The following is a 22,416-nucleotide window of genomic DNA, read 5'->3' as shown; positions in this document are numbered from 1 at the left end:
TTTGCTACGCCAAACGGATTATGTTAAAAGAAGAGAAGAAATTTATTTTCCCATACGGGAAGAAAAGATTTTTACTTGGGATATTGATGCACATGATCAGGAAGAATTTGCACTAGCGACGATTCATCCTGTTGCAGAACCATTTGTATCCAGTTTAAGAATGGCTACAGAACAATTGGGGGAAATCTTTGCCAAGACCATTCAGATTGTACAAAAGGGATCGGAAGAGCTCTTTCAAGAGTTGGGGTTTCCTCAGGAGACATGGGCTACTCTTCGTCTGTCTGTCGCTGATCATATACCGACTTTACTTGGGCGATTTGATTTTGCTCATACGCCAAATGGGTTGAAAATGTTGGAGTTTAATAGCGATACTCCTTCGAAAGTGGTAGAAGCCTTTTATGTGAATCAAAAAGTTTGTGATTACTTTGGATGGCAAAATCCAAATCTTGACCAAAACCGGATGCTTACGGACTCTTTTCAGTACATATTAAAGAGATACAAGCAGCTCGGCTATCCTTCCGAACACATAACCTTTAGTTCACTGGATTGGCATGAAGAAGATGCCGGCACGACCAAGTACCTCTTGCAGCAATCCGGCTTACTTGCTTCCTTTGTCCCACTGTCTGAACTTGTGGTTCAGTATGACGGTCTCTATGTTCGAGGCTTGGATCGACCTATTGATGTTTTATTCCGTTTTCATGCCTTAGAAATATTAGCAACCGAAAAAAGCAAAACTGATTATCCCATCGGCGCTCAATTACTGAGCTTGATCGCCCAAAAAAAACTGGCGATCATCAATCCACCTAGTGGCTTTATCAGTCAGAGTAAGGCAGTTCAAGCCTTGATCTGGAATTTGCACGAGCAGAATATGTTTTTTACAACAGAAGAGCATGAGATCATAGGAACTTATATGTTGCCTACTTATTTAGAAAATGTATTTACAGGAAAGAAGCCCTATGTCAGAAAACCTATATTCGGTCGCAATGGCGGGGCGATTACTTTATATGAAAAAGATGGTACCATTACATTACAAGATGATGGACAAGCGTATTGGGATCAAACTATGGTATATCAGGAAAAAGTCCCATTAGAAGAGATCGAAGTGGAAAGTTTGACGGGGCCCTACAGAGGTTGGCTGTTATGGGGTTGCTTCCTAGTTGGCGGAAAAGCATCTGCCATTACTACCCGGATATCGAATCAGATTACAGGAGATTCCAGCCGTTTTTTACCGATTGGCTTGCCATTATAAATTTGGTCAGTAAAGATTTTTAAGGTGTTATGTTGGCACTTGTCATAATTCAAATTTTATAGAAATGAAAAAAGAGCGTTCGCTGAATTTAGTAGCGGGTGCTCTTTTGGATTGCTTTGATTGGGGATAATACGAAAAAACTCTCTCGGCAACTTCCTTATTCTTTAAAAGAAATCCTTTTCACGTTACTAATTGAGATAGAACTACTGGTTTTACCCCGTACTAGGAGCTTCAAGAAGGAAAGCTCCCATCGATTCCTAAATAATCAATAAAATATTATTCATTATGTATCAACTTCAATGTATTTATTACGGATAAATAGGGAATGCAAATGTGTTTAGATTTCCATCCGTTCGAACCATACGATAGTGCTGACGAAGGATAGAAGCAACCATAGCCGTGGTTGTAGATTTCCCAGCGCTTCCTGTAATTCCAATTACCTTTGGATTCATTTGTTTCCAGTTCCACAATGCCATTTTCCAATAAGCAGCATAGGGATCTTTTGCTCTTATTATAGCCACACTAGCTGGAATTCCTCTTGCATCCAATTGATTCGGAATAACTACCCCAATAGGTTTCGTATGTTGAATAGCTGCAAGTTGTTTTTCCCATTTACTTTGTTTGGTATATACATAAAGTTGATGAGATTTTAAAGCGCGAAATCTTGCGAAATTAATTTCATGAACAGGCAGGTTGGGTTTTCCAGACAATAACCTTCCTTTCATGATGACTACTGCTTTTCCGAGAGTAGTAGCTCTCATCTTTTTCCCTCCCATGCATCTAGCTTCTCGGCTATCTTATTCGGGCAGGTTATAAGTTGGGATGGGTGTGTACCCAATTTGTTGAGAAAGTTTAACAATGGATCATGGAAATCAGATGAAACTGATGTTAAGATAGAAGCGATGTTGCAGAGAGGAGGGTTCTCTTGTGAGTAGTACTCAATTTTTACAGCTGTTCACTTATGCAAGTAATTGGGACATTATGTTAAATTTGGTTTTTGTTGCTATTGCACTGGTATATATTTTATTGACAGGCCCGATGGTAAAGTATATCCCTGGTGCAACTCCTGTCAGTGGTCTCCATCGTTTTTCTTTTATTATGGGGCTTATGTTTTTTTACTTCGCAGAAGGTAGTCCATTAAAATTACTTTCTCATGAGTTATTCAGCATGCATATGACACAAATGACAATCATGTATATTGTCATGCCCCCCTTGTTATTATTAGGTATTCCTGGATGGTTTGTTCGTCCTTTGTTGAAAATAAAAGTAATTCAGTTGTTAATGAATTTCTTTACTAAACCCCTTATCATTTTGTTTATATTCAATGGTCTTCTTTCGATCTATCATGTTCCTGCTGTTTTTGATATGATCATGGGAAGCCATTTGTATCACAATATCGCCCATTCCATTTTGTTGATTACCGCTTTACTTATGTGGTGGCCTGTTATATGTCCTGTAGAGGAAATGGATAAAATGAAACCTCTGCATAAACTAGGTTACATTTTCGCTAATGGTATTCTTTTGACACCAGCTTGTGCATTGATTATGTTTGGGGATGCAACCATTTATTCCATGTATAGCCAAGTCTCTCCATTTTCCTTTATGACGCCGTTACAAGATCAACAAACAGGCGGAGTGATTATGAAGATCACACAAGAAGTGGTATATATTACTGCAATAGCTCTTGTATTTTCACGATGGTTTCGTGAACAGCGAGCCCAAGATGAAAAAGAGTTATTAGAATGGAAGAAAAGTCAGTTAGCAACGGATAAACCTTAAGGAGAGAAAGTTTTGAAAAAAATAGGCTTTGCAATATCGATCGTATCCCTATTCTTACTTCTCGCTGCATGTAATACCTCATCACCTAACAAATCAGAGCAACCTAAAAATACACCACAGTTATCTGCTGAGGAAACAATTTACCAAAATAACTGTGCAACATGCCATGGTGGGAATTTAGAAGGGGCATATGGACCAGCTTTGCAAAATGTAGGTAAGTCCTATTCAAAAGAGCAAATTATGGAGATTATAAAAAATGGGAAAGGCAGCATGCCATCTCAGTCTTTCGTTCCTGCGGCTGACCAAGAAAAATTAGCAACGTGGTTATCCAGTAAAAAATAGACGCTGTCAGGCGTCTATTTTTTTACTCTTTGTTTTTGATGACTATTGATCATTACAAAGTAATTTTTAGAACAAATAAAAATATGATTCTTTCCTTTGTTTCATAAACTACAATTAGGGTGGGAAATTAGAATTTATTCACAAAAATGGTGAATCTATGAAAATTTAATTCCGACAATTTTCTATTATTAAAAAATATTCGAGGGATTTTCTAAAGGAAAAGGAGAAATACAATATAATGGATCTTAGAAAAAAGTATGTAAGTGTTGTTATTATCCCTTTTTTGTTACTTGTTGGATGTGCGGAAGACGCAAGAGATAAAGAAAAGAAACAAAGCAATGAAACAGTTCAACCTGTTAATCTCCAGAAAGAGAAAATGTTTATAGCTGCTAATGATCCTAAAGGAATGGTATATGAAGGTCCTGGGAAATGGAGTGGAAAAACTATAATGAAATAGTGGCTCAAAACGAATTAAAAAAGTTCCCTGCTCATTTGTCAGTGAAAGATGCATACATCCGACTCATTCAGCTTTTCGCCTTTGATTACAAACCTTTGGCAAAAGAACTAGAGAACTGGGACACTTCCATTCAAATACAAGGACAAAAATCTCCAGAAAATATCAAGCCACCAACCCAAGAAGAATTCCAAACACATGTAGAAATTCTATTAGATGCAAGTGGCAGCATGGCTAGTAGTGTTAATGGTGGAACAAAAATGGACTTGGCAAAAGAATCAGTTCAAAAGTTTGTTAAAAATATGCCAGAGGGAACACTAGTAACACTTCGAATATATGGTCATAAAGGCAGTAATGCTTCAAAAGATAAGGATATTTCATGTAAAAGTAGTGAACTAGTATATCCGTTTGGCCTCTATAATGAAGAAGAATTTAGCAAATCATTGAAAAAATTTAAACCAACAGGTTATACACCTCTTGCTTTAGCAATACTCCAAGCAAAAAAAGATTTAGAGATTCAAAAAATGAAATCAAATGATAGAAATACAAGAAACATCATATATATAGTAAGTGATGGAATAGAAACTTGTGGAGGAGATCCAATTAATGCTTCTCAAATCCTCCACAACTCTGAGATTAATGCAGTTGTTAATATAATCGGTTTTGATGTAGATGATGCTGGACAAAAAGCACTTCAGGCGGTAGCAAAAGCAGGTGCTGGGAAATATTCGACTGTGGAATCAGGGGAAGAATTAGCAAACTATTTGGAAAAGTAATATATTGATCTATGGTTTGCATGGGGTAAATGGGGAGTGAAAAACTGGAAAGATGTAGAAAGACGATATTGGGACAAGTACTATTTGTTGAGCAAAAAATTTAATGATGGTGGGTACTTTGATACATTAGCAAAACAAGAGAAAAAACGTTTACAAGCAGCAGCTGAATTTTTATTAAACCAAAACATCATTACATATGAGATTTGGTTCGATTTAGATGATGAAATTATAAAGCGTTACAAATGGATAGATCAATATTATCGAAGACCACTTTTTGAAGAAAAAGACCGGATAATGGAAGATAAGAAAGAAAAATTTCAAAAGACTATTGATACAAAGACCAATGATATGAAGAAAAAGTATGATTTTTAAAAGGAAAGGATGTAAGTGATTTTGGGATTCTCGATCTAGGTCTCGAACAGAGAGGAACTTGGTTCGAGAATCTTCAAAATAGCAGGAAGTAAATTAGAGCGAATTACTTTAGTTTGGAGCCATAAGGAGATACAAGAGGCATTGTTACCGGCTTTCCATATATTAAAATCATTAAAATAAAATACGTCTTTTAAACATCAGTTTAAAAGACGTATTTTCCTAAGACAAATAAATATTTAATAAAGTGGGATGTTGGCATGGAGAATATTAAATTTACTTTGTTTAAGAATTTTGCTCTACCATATTCAACGCTCCTATCAAATTGGATGCGCTGATCCAAAGACAGGAAGCTGCAACTATTTTTATGAAAGCAGCCAAAAAACTTAGAATGCCAGAGATAGATACATTGAATGCTCAGATAACAGGAGAAGTAAATGACTCATCGAAACAGAGAGTTAAGGCAATAGTAGCACTAGAATTATTTGGGCCTGAAGTTACTAAAACCAAAATTGGTGTTGATTACCATGCTAAACAAAATATGCTTAGAAAAGAAGCCGCTACATTAATTTCTGAAGCTATTTTTAAGTTAGCACCCTGATCACAAAGTCGATCTCCAGAGCTCAATGGGAGTAATCCGAGGTAACTCCAAAAACGGTCATACAGATAGAAAAAATTGTAAAATCCCGTTTTTCTCACTTAAATACTGAGAAATCGGGATTTTTAATATAAAACCCACGTTTTTTCTGTCAGACTCCTAATAAGTACCTCCCTTTTTTAGGTTTAATTGGTAGGGCTTCTTTTATCGAAAGGATGAATATTTTCACGGGTTCCGTAGGACACAAAGGTGTGTCGACGTGGAACCTGAGTGCCCTTGGATCAGACAGTGGGTGTCAGGATGTCTTCACCTTCACGTGTTTGTACCTTGATGTATTCCATCCGCGCGTTTACAGTCACGTAAAACGTGTGTGACATTGACGACGGGGCTGAGCACGTTGAGCTGAGGGCTCAGGTTGGTCAAGTCGACCTCGAACTGCAAAGAGGGGTGGAACCAGCAAACGAACGACGAACCCTAATTTGATCAACAAATGGAAAACAGACCGATATCTATTTCAAATTGGTCTGTTTTTTACACAGGAAAGGAAAAAATCACACGGTTATATTCTTCTTGAGTTTCTGTAATAGCTAATTTCGAATAAACTTCAAGCGATTGCCTACTTGCATGTCCGGAATAAGGCTGAATGAGTGCATGATCGATTCCTTGTTTTTTCAACCAAGTTAGCAAAAAACGTCTAAGTTTATGGGGGGAGATAGAAGGTAGCTCTGCTTGATCGGAATGCTTTTTGAGTATCATACGTATCCCTCGATATGTGTATTTCTTTTTCCAGCTTGATTCAAATAGATAGGTAGCATGCTTTTTCCTCATGTTTTCCGTGTGCATGGCTAATGTCTCTTTAAAGGAAAAGGGAATGGAACGATACGATCCTTCTTACCTTTTCCTTGATTCACACGAATTTGACATTGCTGAAAATCTATATCGATTCGTTTGATGTTAATCAACTCACTTACACGTATTCCTGTATACAGCAGTGTTTTAATGATTAACATATCTGGAAAGTTCTTTAAATTCCACACTTTTTCACAGTAGCTTTTTAATTCATTTTCCATTGGTACATAAGGCAACTTTTTTGGAGTGCGTGATACTTCTACCTCTAGTTGGTTTCGGCGTTGACGAAAAACACTTTTTAGGTAATCATAGTCAGGTCTTTCTCCTCTCAAATATTTAGCCAGTTCTTTGGCTTTTTTCTTCGGAGATGTTCGCTCCACTAACATGACCAATCTTCTTTCTATAAAGCTAGTCGTTGATCCAGATTCATACGAAATTCACCATACGGATTGAAATGATAATTCCAGTAGGTCCCGGTGAGAAGGGATCACTGCAAGATGTCCAAAACTTCCATCTCCTCACGCAAAGATGCCTTCAGAGCATCAGAATCTTCAGGGACTTCATCAGGGGATGAAATCCACATGTATTTTGAATGTTCCTCAGGCCTAAGTTCGAGATATACGCTATCTATATGGTGATGGATTACCACGAAATATAGAAAAGGGGAGAATGTGGACTGAACTTGCTAAACAACAGTAATGGAGAGGATTTTAAGGAGCAGGGAAACAGAAAGCATCATCTAAATACTTGGCAAATCCTTTCCTCGCTTCCTTTTATAATCCACTTACATCTTTCGATCATAAAAGGAGAAGCCTATCTTTGTTCAGATAGGCTTCTTCCTGAAATGTATTTTATCCCAAAGTGGCCCCTCAGTTCTCGAATTGGTTCCATACCCCAACAACAAACGAAGTAACAAAAACTGGTTGAAATGAGCCTTGTTCAATACAGGATACAATCCAACCAGCTTGTAGCTTAATTTTTAAGTCCAACTTTTGGGGTTCCGTACAAACTATAGGAGCCTTTTTCTTATTTCCATATATAAAGGCAAGTTCAACTTACCGAATTCGTTTGCCAAGAGGGACACGGGCTCCCTGACAAAATCCGGAGGATTTTGCCTGAATCGCAAGATTCACTTGACGTTGTATCTACCCACGTAGATTACAACAACACCTGTCGAAAACAGATGCTTTTTTTTGGTTTTTTCATTTTCTGATCAACAAGACAAAAAGAAAGAAGGAACGATCAGGTTAGCAATTCTAACCTTTCACATACCTAGCAAATCCTGCACTCCCGAAGAAAGCAAACAAGATGGCACAGATGGCAACTGCAATAGAAGTCCATCCTCTATGCTTCTCGTCATGAATCTTCTGGATGTTCTCCTTCTTCTCGACAATTTCGACCTTGGTCTTTTCAAGCTCGAGTTGGAGCTTTTCAATCTCCAGTTCGGTCTTCTTCTTGTCCAGTTGGATTTTTTCCAATTCTGCCTCGGTCTTCTGTTTATCCAGGTTGATCTTTCCCAGCTCTTCCTCTGTCTTCTTCATATCCGAGTTCGCCTTCAAGATGTCCGTCTCCGCTTTCTTGATATCGGAGACGAACTTGGCGATCTCGACATACGTCTTCATGTCGGACAGGGAAGCTCCAGTAATATCGCTGGCAGAGAGAAATTTCTCGGCCTTCTCCAACATGGATACAGCAAGATTTTGAGCATCATTCGGCTGCAATCCACTTGCGCACTTCTCGAGCATTTGGGCAACGGAGTCTTTGAATTCGTCGAGCGAACCTTCGACCTTTGCCATCTTTCCCAGAAGAGGCAAGATTTGAGACTGCAAAATCCCAGAGACAGATTCATCAGTTGGCATTCCATCCAACTTCTGAACCAAAGACTTCACTTGCTCCAGAAGCTGAGCAACGGTATTGACTGGAGAAGGAGTTCTCTCCGGAGTGCCCATGTTGATCACGACATCGTTGGTAGCCATATTGTCGGTTGGTTGATAGGTATCGATTTGGTTATGTGCTGTGTGTGTGGTGAATATGTTTCGAAGGTACAACTTCACTATATCATTGAAATTTAGAATATTCAATATATATATTATTCTATATCAATTTCGAATTATATGTTTATAATTAATTATAGGTGTTTTGCATCATTTGAACATAGAATCGCTAGAATAAAATCTGAAAGAACGTGATATTTTTGGGTTATTCGCGATCCATTCAACTGCAAAACGGAAACTTTCAACTTTATGCAAACCAGGTCATTCATTCAATGATCCCTTCCGAAGTATATGATGTAGCCAATGATCAACTGCAAATTCCCAATCAAATTTTCTTTTCGTTAACACCTGATGTACATGTAAACGGAAATACATGTGTAGGCACCACTGCTGTTTGGGATGCGGCAAATGGCTATATTAGTCCCTCCATCGTCGGTACAGATATAGGTTGTGGAATCCGAGTTTATTTGACTACACTCCATAAACAAGATTTAGCAGATATTCGATTGAAACAAAAAATAATTCGTGCGATCGAAAAATTCATTCCACTAACGGATCAAATTCCATCCCATTATCGTTCCTTGTCCTTGTCCGCTATCCTCCAACATGGTTTGCCTGCATTATCAGCTAAGTATCGGAATAAACGAAGCCTTAGCCATGTGGAATTATCTTCCTCTCCCGTTGGTGTGTGTGTTTTATCGAATATATCTGAACACATGAAAAAACGAGCAGAAAATCAACTTGGAACACTGGGTAACGGCAATCATTTTATCGAAATTCAATCAGTAACTATTCCAGAAGAAAACAAAGAGATCGCCAGATTGTGGGGTTTGTTTGAAGGTCAAGTCATCTTCTTAATTCATACGGGTTCTCGAGCATGGGGAAAAGCCTTGGCTGCTTCCTACACGGAAGATTTTATTTCTGTAATGGAAAAACTCAAACTACCAAGAACACCATCCAACTTACTTTATCTCCCTCTTTCCCATCCTGTAGGCATGAAATATTTTCATATGATGAGCAGTGCACTTAATTATGCAATTGTCAATCGCCATCTCATTGGATTTGGTATCGAAAATGCGCTAAAACGTATCTTTGGAGCGAAGTTTCAAACCCATCTACTTTATGATTTGATGCACAATTACGCGTTGATGGAAACACATCAGAATCAAACATATATTGTCCATCGAAAAGGGACAACAAGAGCTCTACCTGCTCTCCATCCAGCAAATCCTCTCATTTATAATCAGACTGGCCATCCAGCGCTCATTCCCGGCTCTATGGGCACCCCTTCCTATATTATGGTTGGAGGGTCGAATGGAATAGAAAACTATTACTCCATCTGCCACGGTGCAGGACGTATATTTGCTAATCAAACAAGCTGTCAGCAGTTTGAGCTGGATGGAAAATCGAACACACTTATAGTAGATAACAATGAATCAGTCGTATTGAACCGATGGACCAAAGAACGACTTTGGGAAGAATCACCTGCTACGTACAAAGAAGTGAATCAAGTGACCAACACAATTGTTGGAGCTAAACTCGCTTCAATCGTTGCAAAATGCATACCGTTGATTGTAATAAAAGCAAGATGAAAGAAGGTGTCAACTGCAAATGAACAAAAAGAAAGAAACCTCATCCAAATGGGATATGGAATGGAAAAAACCGAAAAGACAAAAACTCAACTGGAAAATCCCAAAGGGTTGGTGGATCATAGTAGGATTACTCCTTTTATTTACGGGAATTACGCTGGCAACCAATATCTTACCAAAAAAGGAAACACCAAAAAAGGAAACACCAATAGAAGCATCTCCTCAAAAAAAACAGCCGCCTAAAAAAACGAATACTAGCTCAACCGAAAAACAAACAGCGACAATATACTCAAAACCTAGAGAAGACCGTGCTCCAAAGCAGCAGAAGCCCCAAAATCCTCAAAATACAAATCCTAGTCCAAAACCAGAAGTGAAAACCGTTTATATTTACAAAGATTCTCCCAACGACAAGACAAAAACCCCTAGTTCCAAGAAGTCATCTCCTGCCACTAAAAAGAAACCAAACAAGGAAAGCAAACCTTCCAATATCTCGCGAAAAAATGTTGTCTTAAATGGTGGTTTTGAAGATGGTTTAAATCATTGGGACAGTTGGTCCCCTGATGGACAAGGCGTGGCTCATGCTGCCACCAATGACCACCCAGCAAGTGGAGAAAAGATACTGGCACACTGGTTTGACCGTGATTATCGACAACTTTCCTATCAGATTATATATAACTTACCAAACGGAACGTATCGACTCACAGGTAAAGCAAGAAGCAGCGGTGGACAAGCTGATCTCAAGTTAGGTGTAAAAGATTTTGATAACACCATGAATAACGAAGAAAAATATGTTCAATTGAGTGGACAAGCTGAACCAACGAAATGGAAATCATTTCACGTCGATGATGTAGTAGTCAAAGCCGGGATGGCAATTGTTTTTACTTATTCCGTTGCGGGCGGTAAACAATGGGCAGCTTTCGATGACATTACTTTTTATCGCGTAAAATAACCTTCCCTCTTCTGATTTTATTTTACAATTTTAATTCATTCTATCAGATTACAATAAAATATTATTTGTAATCAGAATATTTAATAGACAAATCTGTATATTTTGGTTATTCTTAACATAGATAATTTTATTTTTGCTCTAAACCTATGGCTATATTTTGGTAAATAACCTACACAAGAGGTGAAGCGTTTAATGGGTGTTCCTGGGTTTATTACTGGATTACAAACTGCTCTCACACAATTGGCTAACTGGATGTTGATCTTAGTACCAGCTGTAATTGTTATCACCTTCGTGATTGGTGGCATAGCTTTGGCAAAAGCAGAAGATGGAGCCGAAACAAAGGCAGTGAAGGACAGGATGGCAAGAGCCATTATTGGGGCGGCAATCGCAGGTGGCGCTTCATGGGTTGGTCAATGGGTAGTACAGCTTTTCAATATCAATACAGGTGGTTGAGTAGTTTCCTACTCTATATATAAAGGAGGAAAACATGTCGCCTCTTTTTTTGATCAATTTTTTTGATATATTTACCAATCCAGTAAAATTTATCACTGATTTGATTGGAGAAGTTGTAAAAAGCATCGTAGAGGGAATTCTTAACAGTCTATGGCATGATATCGTTTTACCTCTTGTAAACGAATTTATCGTCAATCCATCGAATCCTATTAACCCGGTTGGCGTCGATTTATCTACCTTATTTATCAGTTTTCAATATACCGCCTTTGGACTGCTAATGGTTCTGTTTATGATTCGAATCTTGAAGAGTTTGCGAGATAATCTCACCGATGAAGAAGAAACAAATTATCCCGAATTGCTTGGTTCCTTTATCGTAACTTGCGCCTTTATTTTTGCCACCCCATACGTGATCACTGAATTTCTAATCCCTGCTAACACAGGTATTATTAATCTGATCACTAGTACGAAAATTGGTGCGACCGATATCAGTGTAATCAACAAAGCAAAATTTTCCGATGTCGTTCATTTCTCGAGCAGTGTTAATGTGTGGGTACAAGTGATATTAGAGATCATCTTATTTATTGTCTTCATCCTACTCACCTTTGCTGGTGCGATGCGTTATGTGGAACTGATCTTGCTCTATTTTTTGGGACCATTTTTCGCTACCAGCTACATCAATCGGAGTAATCTTTATCCGACATATTGGACGGAATGCTTTGCTGTGATTTTTACCCAAAGTCTGCAATTTTTCCTTTTGAAATTGGCCATTGCGCTTCTTCCATCAGGCAATGTTCTCACCGGAGATGGGATCGTCCATATTGTTTTTATGACAGCTGTAGTAATCGTAGGCATCCAAGGACCGCAAACCTTACGCCAATATATTAGAGGAGCTGGCATTAGCAATCTAGCAAGTAAAGCTGGCAAAGCGTTAGTGTACCGAAACTTAGGAAAAGGTTCTTCTTCGAATAAATGATGATCAGGTGATATCATGCGATTTACAATCCCTCGCAATGTAAAAAAAGGACAAAGTTTTATGGGTTTGGAGCTGGTGGGTTGGATTTGGATGGCTGTCACCCTGCCGATCTGCATTTTAATTGGATGGCTTGTTTTTAAAATTACGGCTAGTATTATTGGAAGCATTGTCCTTGGTGCTAGTTTGATCGGAATCTTTTATTTTCTGTTTACCGTGGATGAGAAAACAGGCAACATGAATTTAGGCTTTCTACTGGATATTGTAACGTGGTACCGCTCAAAAAAAATTCATCTGTTTTGGAAGGGGGCATCATATGACAATATCCATACGCTCTTGGTTCGGGTTAACCTCCAAAAGCGAGAAAGAGAATGAACTGGCGAAAGAATTTCCTATTTTAGATGTCCAGAAATTTTTCGTTCAGACGACGGATGGTCACTTCAAATTAGTATTAAAAATAACCGATACAATCAATTCCGAGCTGTTATCCGACGATGAAGTCATCAAAGCAGTTGAAGCTATTCAATCCTGTCTCAATGCATTAAACCTCCATCAAGCAATCCAAATTCTCATCTCCTCTGAACAAATCGATATGGAACAATATTTTACTTACTTGGATCAAAAAGCAGAATCAGCAGCACAAGATGAAAATATTTACCTCCTAGAACGAATTGCCGGAAAACAATCCTTCTTAAAAAACCACGCCCAAAATGCCCGCAATATCCATAATTTTTATCTTGTCCTATCTACCAACACCAAAAACCCAGAAGACGCTTGCGACGAATTATATGATACAGCCCTAGCATTGATCGAATACTTGGAAACCGGTGGAATGGGAATGATTCCCGCTGATGAAGATGAGATCAAAAAAATTTGTTATGAAAAACTCAATCCAAAAAGCTCGATGATAGAACCATATACCGAGCACAGTACGCTTACAAGCATACTCCCTTCAGCAATCGAAGATCATGCAGGTAAAACGATTGAAATGGATGATATGTACCATCGTTTTTATACTTTTTCTCATTTCCCAGAGGAAGTAGGCGCCGCTTGGTTAAAACGAGTCATCGAAGTAAAAGCAAACTTAGATATTAGTATTTTGCTGCGTCCAGCGGAAAAATCTCGGTTTGTAAAATCAACCAATCGAAAGCTTATCGAGTTAGAGAGTAAATTAGTCGGGAAACTACCACCGATGTATCAACAGAAATACGAAAAGCAAAAAGAAAGCTTAGAAAAACTGATGGAAGAAATTCAATCCGATACAGAAAATTTGTTTGATGTTTCCATCATTATGTGTCTAAAAGAAAACAGTCTAGAAGACTTACAATCAGCGGAAAAGCGGTTACAGACAGCCACTGCTTCCAGCCGTTTCCGATCCAAAAAAATCTTATTTCAAGGAAACCAAATGGTCTGGTATCTGCTTCCTATTTGCTTTCATCATCAAGATCTAGAGAGTCAGATCAGTTGGCCCATGCAATCTACCCTTGTATCATCTATTTTGCCGTTTAATTCTTCTGATCTAAACTACAGTGAAGGTGTACTCAAAGGAATGAACGGAAGAACAGAAGGCCCCGTTATCTACGATCGCTACAACAATAGTTATTTTAATAATCCAAATGAAGTTGTATTTGGGGAATCGGGTTCAGGAAAAAGTTATTATCTGCGTTTGGATATGCTCCGCCAAGTTACAACGGGCACCAGCAATCGTATCTTTGTGATCGACCCTGAGCGGGAATATTTTTTGCCTGATGCCAATCGCATCATATTTCGATTGGGTTCATCATTTACCACGAACCCTTTTCATATCCGCTCTACTGTCGTAGATTCAGATAGTACCGATGATGGAAGTCATGATATAGAGCAATACTTACGCCGAAAAATAGCAGAAATGATGAGTTTTTTTGCATGGATATGCCCTAATCTCTCTGCGATCGAAAAGGGATATCTATCCGAAGGTATTCAAACAGCTTATGAACAAAAAGGATTGATTCTGGGCGCGAACATTCATTCTCTTCCTGCTATCTTTCCGACATTATCAGATTTGGTTCATGTATTAGAGACAAATGTCGAAACTCACAACATGATAGCCACACTCAAGCCATACGTTTTTGGCCCTTATTCCAGTATGTTCAATGGGCAGACCAACTGGGATATGAAAAAGAAAGTTACTGTTCTCGATATACACGAACTCAGCGACGAAGTTAAACGGCCCTTGATGGATTTATTGCTCAAAGATATTTGGGAAGAAATTAAAATTAGTCGTGAAGAGAAAAAAGGACTCTATGTAGATGAAGCATGGTTACTTGCCGATGAAGATAACCAGCAAACGATGAAATTTTTGCGAGAGATAGCAAAACGAGTACGTAAATATGGCGGATTTCTTACTACTGCAACGCAAAATGTCGATGATTTTCTCACCATTGGTAAATATGGTACAGCAATTTTTAACAATGCATTCATCAAGACATTTATGAAAATGTCTGAAAAAGATATCGAAGAGTTATCTCGGTTTATGTCATTTTCAGAAAAAGAATTGCGGATTTTGGGGAAGAAAAAGGAACAAGGTCACTGTATCCATGTTGCTGCGGGTAAACGTATCGAGATGAAAGTCAAATCATCTCCAGACGAACGGAAAGTGCTCGGTTTAGAAGAATCCAAGAAAATATCCAAACGTCAGATCATCGAACAAAAGCTAGGGATATCACCAACTTAAATCATAAAGTGCAGGTGTATGCCTATGGAAGTATTGTCCAGAATAATAAAAATTATCAACACCTTAGTAGGGGGAAACCTACTACTCATCTTATTTATTCCCCTTGTCATTGTTCTGATTATCGCAGCAATCGTTGGGTCTGTTATTGGTGCAATTTTACGCTTTTTTGGTATCATTCCCGATATACCAAGTGCTCCTGATGATATCGAAGAACAAATCACCAACGCTCCTGGTATGACCGCACTAGATCTTCCATTAGCTTATGTAGCTATTTATCGGCTTGCCGAAATCCAGACCAACGTTCCATGGATGCTCCTAGCCGCCATGCACAAAGCTGCAACGGATTGCGGTCGCAACATGCCAGAGGATGACTCCGATACTTCAGACGATCCCAATCCGATCGGCCAGTTTAAATTCAAACAAACTTTTTGGTCGGGAGAAAGCTGGGATCATGATGAAGATGGAAAAATCACAGAGTCAGACTTTGACCTGACAAACATAAGCAAAATCCAAGAAGGTAACGGATGGGGAAAAGATATCGATCAAGATAAAAAAGCGGATCCAGAGGATGCGGATGACGCAATTATCAGTGTAGCTTATTTCCTTCAAAGCAAAGGAGCGAAAAAAGGGGCGACAGATGATATTATTCGTCAAGCAGTCTCTGCCTTCTCCACCAATAATGAATTTGTACAGCAAGCAATGAATTACTATCATCAATTACAAGCAGATCCCGAATTACAAAACGAGTGAACCACCTATCACACAAAAAATTCCCTAGATATCGAATCAAGAGATTATCGCTTGGTTGATCAAAAAGGAGTGAAAAATGGAAAGTAGCAACAGTGGAACAACTGCCTCGAATGATTCACTGATGATCGCTTCATTTTGGTTCTTTTTACAACTTGCCTTTGTTATTGTCTTTTTCATACCATGTTTGGTTGGGATCATCCTCATCATCTTAGCCAAAAAAAATGACTGGGAGTCGCGGTGGTTACTACTCACTGGGCTGCTTTTTACCACTATCATGGGCTTTTCCGGATATATCATCCAATATATCGATGTAGTCACGACATATTGGGACATGAGTACAACCATCGTAACTGCTTTTGCAAAAACACTTCCTCACTTCAACTACCCTTGGGCTACTTCCTTAGATGTCATTTGGCAGTATATCCCTATTGGCAGTATCCTTGCTCTGCCTGCATCACTTGGTATGGGCACTCTGCTCGGAGGAATTGGTTTATGGTTTATCGTTCATCGTCCTGAACTTATCAAACTTCCGATCAATCTAAAAAAAGGACAAACAGAGCCCAGAACTATTTTTCCCAAAGGAATTCGCTTACCCACACTCCCTCACGGAGCAGCACTTGGTATAGATAGCAAAGGAAAACCAGTTATTGTAAAAGATGAAGAATTAAATATGCATGCTTTGGTTCTCGGCGCAACAGGTGCTGGAAAGACCAATACTTTGATGGTCATTCTCGAAAGTGCGATTCGTCGTGGAAAACCAGTCATTTTTGTCGATGGTAAAGGTGATCCTGCACTTGTAAATGATCTTGAGAAATTAGCTACACAATACAATCGATCATTTCAAGCATTCTCCTATGGTGGTAATCTGCGATACAATCCTTTAAAACACGGCAATGAAACAGAGCTAAAGGATAAACTAATCGCTGCAGAAGAATGGACGGAAACTTACTACAAACGTGCAGCGGAAAGATATTTGCAACTTGTCTTTCGTATTATCAAAGAAAGAAATGTTCCACCTGATTTGGTCAATGTCCAGAAATTGTTAGAGACAAAAACATTATTAAAATGGGTTAAAAAATGCAGATTGGATAGGGAAACAGAAGAAGAGATCAAAGACTATATCAACGGACTTGATGCTGGTCATAAAAGTGCGATTGATGGGTTAAAAGACCGTTTAGCGTTAATGACAGAGAGCAATGTCGGTCCCTTATTTAAAGACGATGGCAGTGCACTTGACTTACTAGAAGCTGTCTTAGATAAGCGAGTTGTCATTATGTCACTATCCGGACTGAGTTACTCCTCTTTTACACCTGCACTTGGAGCAATGATAGTCGAAGACTTGAAGTCAGTCGCTGCTGCTGTTACGGAAAAAGGCAGAGATGACTATATCTATGTAGTTTTGGACGAATTTAACTTATTTGCAGGAGAACAAGTCATCAATATGATCAATAAAAGTCGTTCAGCAGGATTTTGTTGTTTGATTGCAACTCAAGAACTAGCCGATCTAGCTATCGCAGGAGGAGATGAACTGGTCGATCAAGTCGTTGGTAATACCAATGTGAAAATCATTCATCGACAAGATGTACCAGATTCTGCTGAATATATCGCAGGAGTAGTAGGGACTCATATCGTCTATCGCAAATCACTCAATACCGAGGAAACTCTCCTCGGAAAAAGACCTACTGGAGTAGGCAATGTATCCGATGAAGAGGTGCATGTCATACATCCAAATACGCTAAAAACATTGGGACGTGGACAAGCAGTTGTTATTCGAAAAATCCCAGATTTATTAGTTGATCTAACTCAAGTACAACCTGCATCCAAATGAAAAAAAGCTACCGTTATTAATGTGCACCCTTCCTAGTTAGACCAAGAAATCTAACTAGGTTGTTTTTGCCCATCCTCCGAAAAGGGGGGATAAGGAATACAATAAATGGAACTTATGTGACGGATTTGCACATGGAGGGGCCAAACTGGAAAATATATGTAGCTGTATTGGCCGCTTTTGGACTTATCTCGGATTGATATGACAGGGTTGCTACCATAGACCGCAAAGTAAGTTAAACCACTCACTCGGGTGGTTTTTTATTTTCGACGCGGTAGCAGGGAGTGAAACGAGGATGTCGGGGGACGCTTAGTCGGGCGACTTGTTGAACGAAACGAAGATATTTGAAAAATATTGTAGTGGGGGTAGAGGGAGCGAAGATTGATTTTGGTGCCATTTTCCCATTTAATGTAAATGATCTTGCGGACGACAGCAGCAAACCTGCTACTGATCCTTAGACGTCCACTGGGTTGATTAGATCCTCTTGGAAGCCAATCAATCCAGTGCTGCTTCCTTATGGAGCGGGGGGATTATCCGTTTGTTTCTACTTGAGTAGTCACGGCATGAATAGGATGGTTCGATACTGTGGCAAAGCTTCCAATGTAAAACGGTCTTCGTTGAAACGCAGAATTCTAAATTTCAAGAAGCTACCATTTTCATGCTTGATTCTCCCAGTGTAATACCACCTCTTCTCATGATTAGAGAATAGGGGATTATCCGTGTAGACGGTAAAGGACAACACTCGACCATCTTTCAGGATGCAGTAAATTCAATACGATGACCGTAGGAGAGTCGCTTGAATTCTACGATTTCGAGCTCTACCATTGCAGTCCTTTCCAAGGAAACAGATATTATTATCATAGCACTTAAATAATGTGAATGTAGCTCTCATTTCCTGAATCACACTCCCCTTAGGCCAAAAACCCACAAACAGCGTTTGAGGGGCAACGTAACCATATAATGGAATCTATCTGACGAATTAGAGCAGGAACTCTGTCACTGAGCCTTTTATAGCAGACCCTCAGTGTATAGTTTCTAGAGGTTAATTCTAGTTTCATCAGTACCATCATGATATTAATTGAGTGAGCTCCACATCCGTAATAGGGGAGATTGTACTAGGTGACAGCTTCACAGGTATTATCCCTATCAGTGAAAAAACTAAAGACAGGATGGTTATGATTGACCGTTTTATCTTTTTATATTTGCGACTTTTGCGTAATGATCCTGTATATCCTTTTACAGAGGTTTATTGCTATCGGTTTCACTAATATTTGTATAAATCTTTGCAATGATCAAGAGATAACGAAAAGAAAATCTTCAAGAATATTTAAACTCGAAGTATAAATTCATATTGTTATTGGGGTGATGACATTTGTTAATTTTTAATAATGAAAATTATTGAAAAATTAACAAATGAAGGATCATTTTTATGTTATATTGAGATTGGGCCAAATGTTTTCTACTAGATGAAGGGATTAGGATGTTTGGCTTATCAATTCAACAGGGACTGGTCGATCTTGATAGAGGACTAAAAGTTACTCCCATTGACTTCTCCAATCCAAACCTCAGTCGAAAAATATATGAGGCAATTGGAGTTGGAAGCGGAGCAACGACCGAAAAAGACTGGAGTTACCTCAAACTTCCAGGAATTGTACCTATTACCATCGATAAAATGGTACAGTTTCTTTGCTACTTAGAGCAACAGTGTGAACAAGGAATTGTTTGTCCATTGCTCATTTGGTATCAAGGGAGGCTAGTTGGTACTACTTCTTTCAAAGGACTGGAAAATGGTCTACCCATGAATCGAAAGATAGAAATAGGCACGACGATATTGGGAATTCCATTCCGTGGTAAAGGATTGAATCGACCAGTCAAACATTTGATGATGACACACTCCTTCTCATTTGGCGTAGATGTTGTTGTCTTTAAAGTACGAGAAGACAACATAGCATCTATACGATCATTGGAGAATAGTTTTAGGGTTACTCCATTCAGAATCACAGAAGACGGAGTAAACAAACTGATCTATGAGATTGATAAAAATGCTTTTGATCTATAGAACACCGTCGACCAGATGAGGTTTGGAACTATCATCTGGTCGACGTTCGTGTCTGTTATTACCAAATTTTACTTTTTTGAAATTGATTATCCCAATTATAATCGAAGGCGACTCCAAGCATGGTTACGAGGTCATCTTTTCGCGGAATACAGGCAATAAATTATCGCTTTATTAAAATGAAGATCTCATACTATATGTTATATTTTTGTAAAATTTTTCACTTTTGAATCATTTAGCAATCATGAAAAATGAAATATAATTTCTAATATATAAAACGTTTTAAATTTAATATTATTTAGGGGTGGAGCCAATGAAAAAGATGTTAATATGTAAGTCTCTATTGGGGGTAGAACCAGCAAACGAACGACGAACCCTAATTTGACCAACAAATGGAAAACATACCGATATCTATTTTAAATCGGTATGTTTTTTACACAGGAATGGAAGAAATCACACGGTTATATTCTTCTTGGGCTTCTGTAATAGCTAATTTAGAGTATACTTCAAGCGATTGCCTACTTGCATGTCCCGAATAAGTGCATCATCGATCCCCTGTTTTTTCAACCAGGTAAGCAAAATCAAACGTGGCATAAGTTTGAATCCAAGTAAATGATAAAAGGCAAAACCTTAATTGGTCTTTGATCGATAATGGTAACATTTTCCTATTTTTGTAAAGATCAGCGAGATAATAAATGTTAGGGTCATATAAAATTTGTAATTCAGTAAAACAATCAGGATTACCGTTCTACAATCAAGAAGTAGGATCGAAAAAAATAGGATCTAATGAGGAATATTATATGGCTTCGAAAACGTAGGTAATAATAAATACTATTTTATTATAGAAAATGACCAACTAGAGATGTGGAAACAAGATGATCGAAACGAGAAAATTTGTAAGTATAAAAGGGAATATTTCAAAAGTCTATGTATAGGAGTTAAAGATTTTTTTACAAATTAAAGATGATCTGTAATGTAATGTAGTAGTCATAACGAATGTTCTTTGTAATGAGTCGCTAGTGCGGGTCGAAAAGAAGACTTGAGATCCTACTTGGACTCAAGTCTTTTTCCATTTGTTGGTCAAATTAGGATTCGTCGTTCGTTTGCTGGTTCTACCCTCATAAGATTCCTGTATTGTTTTCTTCTTCTGTTTCTCTATTTCTAGAATCATCCTTTGCCCTTTTTGGGTTAGCGTGTAGGAACTAAAAAGAAATCCTTTATTTTTCATATATCCATTTTTCTCTAAACCTATTAATAGGAGAGATGTTTCCTCTTTGGTGAATCCTATTTTATAGAGATAACGAGAATATAATATTCTCCCACTCTTTCCTAATTGGTGGCAATATCGCAATACCTTTACTTCATTTTCTGTCATGTTTCCTCCTCAATAATTGATGGGTAATCAAGATATTAACTTCTCCATGTCTCGAACCACATCTTGTCCTTTTCCTGTCAGCTCATAGTGATCAGAAAAGAATACAGTATTCGAAATGAGATCCTTTTCTCTAAACGTTCAATAAGATGAGCGGTTTCTCTGCCAATGGTGGTGCGAATGCAAATACTGCCAGAAAATCGGAATAAGATTTGAGGGGAGAAGTGTGAGGCTATGTGATTGCGTAGATAGCGACCGTGAACATAACTGGAATTCTCCTCTTTTGATGGCGGCATACCAAGCAGCTAGAGATGCAAGATTCGGACATGGAGAGACACCAGTAATAGCAGAGGAACCAGATCTTAGGAAAGAGCAAAGGGAAGACATAGTGTAACTGTCGTCATCCAGCGAGTAGATGAGTCTATCAACACCTCGGAATCCTACCTATCACTTGCTGGATGCTCATATTAGCGGTCAATTGATTGCTTTTTTTGTTGTTATCGATTATACAGGCTTATAGAAGGCAATAACGCTATTTTTATACTTCGTATGGTATTATCAGATATATAAAACGCGATCAGAACGGCTCACATTAGATGTTTTACATACAGGGAGTAACTGAATGATCCCAATTCTTAGAGAAGGCGACACCATTCAATTGAAAGATGGTCGGCGTGGAGTTGTATTCTACATCAATCGAAGAATTAAGCATTATCAGGTGATGTGCAGAGATGATTATCATGAGCTTGTGAGATTTGATTATAAGAAAGAAAAGAGATGATAAAACGGCAGATCGGCTGAATATCTTCAGATATTCAGCCGATCCATACACTCTGCTAACAACTAGCGAGTGTGAGTTTCCCAGATGGAGGTGAATCGATCTGGGTGCTCCTCGTTGGAGAAGAGGACATCCCAGTACTTCCTTGGATCGAGGCGAAGTTTGAGATCAGAATACTTCCACTCTTCACCCACCAAAGCGTAACCGTATACCTTTAGACTTTCAGCTCGACCACAAATACGAGTACACCCCCTCGGGATCTCAGGAATCCACTCTCCATTGTCACCAAGTTTGATGTTCTTTGGGAGGATCAGGTCATAAGTGACATTGTGAAGTCGGAAACCGCTCCTATTTGTCCAAGTGATCCTACTACCTTGGAACGTTGCCTGTCCATGATCGAGAGTGTAGGTCTTCATACTCTCGTCAAGTTCACCATGTCCGTAACGCAAAATACTCTCCGATGCCGTGGTTGGTGGACTTTAATCTATTTTAAGTATAAGGAGAAAGATAAATAGGGTCAACAACTTTTGTTTAATTATGAGAAACAAAAA

At 38.6% G+C, this 22,416-nt stretch carries 24 protein-coding genes; 18 read left to right on the top strand and 6 right to left on the bottom strand.

Annotation, left to right across the window (positions count from 1 at the left end; genetic code table 11):
- Position 1 precedes the first annotated feature (1 nt).
- Entirely contained in the window at positions 2-1,249 is a 1,248-nt protein-coding gene (locus A3GQ_RS0112540; RefSeq protein ID WP_028777337.1) for a glutathionylspermidine synthase family protein, read from the top strand.
- Positions 1,250-1,557: 308 nt separating this feature from the next.
- Here A3GQ_RS0112540 and A3GQ_RS0112535 read toward each other — a convergent pair whose 3' ends face one another.
- Positions 1,558-2,010, bottom strand: a complete 453-nt coding sequence (locus A3GQ_RS0112535; protein WP_028777336.1) for a Mur ligase family protein — start codon at positions 2,008-2,010, stop codon at positions 1,558-1,560.
- Positions 2,011-2,176: 166 nt separating this feature from the next.
- Here A3GQ_RS0112535 and A3GQ_RS24330 point away from each other — a divergent pair, with 166 nt between their 5' ends.
- The 6 genes from A3GQ_RS24330 (at position 2,177) to A3GQ_RS0112505 (ending at position 5,570) form a co-directional block, all read left to right on the top strand.
- Positions 2,177-3,028: a cytochrome c oxidase assembly protein gene (locus A3GQ_RS24330; protein WP_051271688.1), complete on the top strand. Its 852-nt coding sequence runs from the start codon at positions 2,177-2,179 to the stop codon at positions 3,026-3,028.
- 12 nt (positions 3,029-3,040) lie between these two features.
- A complete protein-coding gene (locus tag A3GQ_RS0112525; RefSeq protein WP_028777335.1) occupies positions 3,041-3,370 on the top strand; it encodes a c-type cytochrome in 330 nt (109 codons plus the stop codon).
- Positions 3,371-3,608: 238 nt separating this feature from the next.
- Positions 3,609-3,827 (top strand): hypothetical protein, encoded by a 219-nt coding sequence (locus A3GQ_RS0112520; protein ID WP_028777334.1) that lies wholly within the window; start codon positions 3,609-3,611, stop codon positions 3,825-3,827.
- Positions 3,800-4,600, top strand: a complete 801-nt coding sequence (locus A3GQ_RS0112515) for a vWA domain-containing protein (protein ID WP_028777333.1) — start codon at positions 3,800-3,802, stop codon at positions 4,598-4,600. The genes A3GQ_RS0112520 and A3GQ_RS0112515 overlap by 28 nt, the downstream gene beginning before the upstream one ends.
- A 36-nt stretch (positions 4,601-4,636) precedes the next feature.
- Entirely contained in the window at positions 4,637-4,972 is a 336-nt protein-coding gene (locus tag A3GQ_RS0112510) for a hypothetical protein (RefSeq protein ID WP_028777332.1), read from the top strand.
- Positions 4,973-5,336: 364 nt separating this feature from the next.
- A complete protein-coding gene (locus A3GQ_RS0112505; protein WP_037464822.1) occupies positions 5,337-5,570 on the top strand; it encodes a hypothetical protein in 234 nt (77 codons plus the stop codon).
- A gap of 528 nt (positions 5,571-6,098) precedes the next feature.
- On the opposite strand, the gene A3GQ_RS24325 is transcribed toward A3GQ_RS0112505, so the two are convergent.
- The 3 genes from A3GQ_RS24325 to A3GQ_RS0112485 all read right to left on the bottom strand — a co-directional run bounded on the left by A3GQ_RS24325 (position 6,099) and on the right by A3GQ_RS0112485 (position 8,275).
- The gene (locus A3GQ_RS24325) at positions 6,099-6,410 is read right to left on the bottom strand and encodes a site-specific integrase (protein ID WP_281170829.1); all 312 of its coding nucleotides are present in this window, start codon (positions 6,408-6,410) and stop codon (positions 6,099-6,101) included.
- A 2-nt stretch (positions 6,411-6,412) separates the two neighbouring features.
- Positions 6,413-6,802, bottom strand: coding sequence for a tyrosine-type recombinase/integrase (locus A3GQ_RS28245; RefSeq protein ID WP_281170828.1), 390 nt, complete (start codon positions 6,800-6,802; stop codon positions 6,413-6,415).
- Between the two features lie 870 nt (positions 6,803-7,672).
- Positions 7,673-8,275 carry a coiled-coil domain-containing protein gene (locus tag A3GQ_RS0112485; RefSeq protein ID WP_169818291.1) on the bottom strand — a complete coding sequence of 201 codons (603 nt, stop codon included), beginning with the start codon at positions 8,273-8,275 and terminating at the stop codon, positions 7,673-7,675.
- Positions 8,276-8,610: 335 nt separating this feature from the next.
- Here A3GQ_RS0112485 and A3GQ_RS0112480 point away from each other — a divergent pair, with 335 nt between their 5' ends.
- The 9 genes from A3GQ_RS0112480 (at position 8,611) to A3GQ_RS0112440 (ending at position 19,718) form a co-directional block, all read left to right on the top strand.
- Positions 8,611-10,002: an RtcB family protein gene (locus tag A3GQ_RS0112480; RefSeq protein WP_051271684.1), complete on the top strand. Its 1,392-nt coding sequence runs from the start codon at positions 8,611-8,613 to the stop codon at positions 10,000-10,002.
- Between the two features lie 19 nt (positions 10,003-10,021).
- Positions 10,022-10,948, top strand: coding sequence for a hypothetical protein (locus tag A3GQ_RS0112475; protein WP_028777327.1), 927 nt, complete (start codon positions 10,022-10,024; stop codon positions 10,946-10,948).
- Positions 10,949-11,140: 192 nt separating this feature from the next.
- Positions 11,141-11,401: a hypothetical protein gene (locus A3GQ_RS0112470; protein WP_028777326.1), complete on the top strand. Its 261-nt coding sequence runs from the start codon at positions 11,141-11,143 to the stop codon at positions 11,399-11,401.
- Positions 11,402-11,435: 34 nt separating this feature from the next.
- Positions 11,436-12,374, top strand: a complete 939-nt coding sequence (locus A3GQ_RS0112465; RefSeq protein WP_028777325.1) for a conjugal transfer protein TrbL family protein — start codon at positions 11,436-11,438, stop codon at positions 12,372-12,374.
- 15 nt (positions 12,375-12,389) lie between these two features.
- Complete coding sequence (locus A3GQ_RS0112460) at positions 12,390-12,746, top strand: hypothetical protein (RefSeq protein WP_028777324.1); 357 nt, start codon at positions 12,390-12,392, stop codon at positions 12,744-12,746.
- Positions 12,688-15,084 (top strand): VirB4 family type IV secretion system protein, encoded by a 2,397-nt coding sequence (locus A3GQ_RS0112455; protein ID WP_028777323.1) that lies wholly within the window; start codon positions 12,688-12,690, stop codon positions 15,082-15,084. The genes A3GQ_RS0112460 and A3GQ_RS0112455 overlap by 59 nt, the downstream gene beginning before the upstream one ends.
- Before the next feature lie 24 nt (positions 15,085-15,108).
- Positions 15,109-15,834 (top strand): SLC41A family transporter, encoded by a 726-nt coding sequence (locus A3GQ_RS0112450; RefSeq protein ID WP_028777322.1) that lies wholly within the window; start codon positions 15,109-15,111, stop codon positions 15,832-15,834.
- 76 nt (positions 15,835-15,910) lie between these two features.
- The gene (locus tag A3GQ_RS24320) at positions 15,911-17,662 is read left to right on the top strand and encodes a type IV secretory system conjugative DNA transfer family protein (protein WP_051271678.1); all 1,752 of its coding nucleotides are present in this window, start codon (positions 15,911-15,913) and stop codon (positions 17,660-17,662) included.
- A 1,477-nt stretch (positions 17,663-19,139) separates the two neighbouring features.
- Positions 19,140-19,718: a GNAT family N-acetyltransferase gene (locus tag A3GQ_RS0112440; protein ID WP_028777321.1), complete on the top strand. Its 579-nt coding sequence runs from the start codon at positions 19,140-19,142 to the stop codon at positions 19,716-19,718.
- Positions 19,719-20,772: 1,054 nt separating this feature from the next.
- Here A3GQ_RS0112440 and A3GQ_RS0112435 read toward each other — a convergent pair.
- The gene (locus A3GQ_RS0112435) at positions 20,773-21,090 is read right to left on the bottom strand and encodes a hypothetical protein (protein ID WP_028777320.1); all 318 of its coding nucleotides are present in this window, start codon (positions 21,088-21,090) and stop codon (positions 20,773-20,775) included.
- 223 nt (positions 21,091-21,313) lie between these two features.
- Between A3GQ_RS0112435 and A3GQ_RS27045 the strand changes: the two genes are divergently transcribed.
- Complete coding sequence (locus A3GQ_RS27045; RefSeq protein ID WP_156877693.1) at positions 21,314-21,481, top strand: hypothetical protein; 168 nt, start codon at positions 21,314-21,316, stop codon at positions 21,479-21,481.
- A 228-nt stretch (positions 21,482-21,709) separates the two neighbouring features.
- Positions 21,710-21,868 carry a hypothetical protein gene (locus A3GQ_RS27040; RefSeq protein ID WP_156877692.1) on the top strand — a complete coding sequence of 53 codons (159 nt, stop codon included), beginning with the start codon at positions 21,710-21,712 and terminating at the stop codon, positions 21,866-21,868.
- Between the two features lie 62 nt (positions 21,869-21,930).
- On the opposite strand, the gene A3GQ_RS0112420 is transcribed toward A3GQ_RS27040, so the two are convergent.
- Entirely contained in the window at positions 21,931-22,314 is a 384-nt protein-coding gene (locus A3GQ_RS0112420) for a hypothetical protein (RefSeq protein ID WP_028777319.1), read from the bottom strand.
- Positions 22,315-22,416: the final 102 nt, after the last annotated feature.

The sequence above is a fragment of the Shimazuella kribbensis DSM 45090 genome (assembly GCF_000428065.1).
Classification (GTDB): Bacteria; Bacillota; Bacilli; order Thermoactinomycetales; family Thermoactinomycetaceae; genus Shimazuella; species Shimazuella kribbensis.
The sequence above is the reverse complement of the archived record's forward strand: the minus strand, read 5'-3'. Positions and strand labels throughout refer to the sequence as shown.

Excerpts from the sequence above, each read along its gene's own strand:
- A3GQ_RS28245 (WP_281170828.1), bottom strand. The coding sequence starts at position 6,802 with ATGTTAGTGGAGCGAACATCTCCGAAGAAAAAAGCCAAAGAACTGGCT.
- A3GQ_RS0112485 (WP_169818291.1), bottom strand. The coding sequence starts at position 8,275 with ATGCCAACTGATGAATCTGTCTCTGGGATTTTGCAGTCTCAAATCTTG.
- A3GQ_RS0112515 (WP_028777333.1), top strand. The coding sequence starts at position 3,800 with ATGGAGTGGAAAAACTATAATGAAATAGTGGCTCAAAACGAATTAAAA.
- A3GQ_RS0112460 (WP_028777324.1), top strand. The coding sequence starts at position 12,390 with ATGCGATTTACAATCCCTCGCAATGTAAAAAAAGGACAAAGTTTTATG.
- A3GQ_RS0112440 (WP_028777321.1), top strand. The coding sequence starts at position 19,140 with ATGTTTGGCTTATCAATTCAACAGGGACTGGTCGATCTTGATAGAGGA.
- A3GQ_RS0112450 (WP_028777322.1), top strand. The coding sequence starts at position 15,109 with ATGGAAGTATTGTCCAGAATAATAAAAATTATCAACACCTTAGTAGGG.
- A3GQ_RS24325 (WP_281170829.1), bottom strand. The coding sequence starts at position 6,410 with ATGCACACGGAAAACATGAGGAAAAAGCATGCTACCTATCTATTTGAA.
- A3GQ_RS0112465 (WP_028777325.1), top strand. The coding sequence starts at position 11,436 with ATGTCGCCTCTTTTTTTGATCAATTTTTTTGATATATTTACCAATCCA.
- A3GQ_RS27040 (WP_156877692.1), top strand. The coding sequence starts at position 21,710 with ATGATCCCAATTCTTAGAGAAGGCGACACCATTCAATTGAAAGATGGT.
- A3GQ_RS0112535 (WP_028777336.1), bottom strand. The coding sequence starts at position 2,010 with ATGAGAGCTACTACTCTCGGAAAAGCAGTAGTCATCATGAAAGGAAGG.
- A3GQ_RS0112455 (WP_028777323.1), top strand. The coding sequence starts at position 12,688 with ATGACAATATCCATACGCTCTTGGTTCGGGTTAACCTCCAAAAGCGAG.
- A3GQ_RS0112520 (WP_028777334.1), top strand. The coding sequence starts at position 3,609 with ATGGATCTTAGAAAAAAGTATGTAAGTGTTGTTATTATCCCTTTTTTG.
- A3GQ_RS0112505 (WP_037464822.1), top strand. The coding sequence starts at position 5,337 with ATGAAAGCAGCCAAAAAACTTAGAATGCCAGAGATAGATACATTGAAT.
- A3GQ_RS0112470 (WP_028777326.1), top strand. The coding sequence starts at position 11,141 with ATGGGTGTTCCTGGGTTTATTACTGGATTACAAACTGCTCTCACACAA.
- A3GQ_RS0112435 (WP_028777320.1), bottom strand. The coding sequence starts at position 21,090 with ATGACAGAAAATGAAGTAAAGGTATTGCGATATTGCCACCAATTAGGA.
- A3GQ_RS0112475 (WP_028777327.1), top strand. The coding sequence starts at position 10,022 with ATGAACAAAAAGAAAGAAACCTCATCCAAATGGGATATGGAATGGAAA.
- A3GQ_RS24320 (WP_051271678.1), top strand. The coding sequence starts at position 15,911 with ATGGAAAGTAGCAACAGTGGAACAACTGCCTCGAATGATTCACTGATG.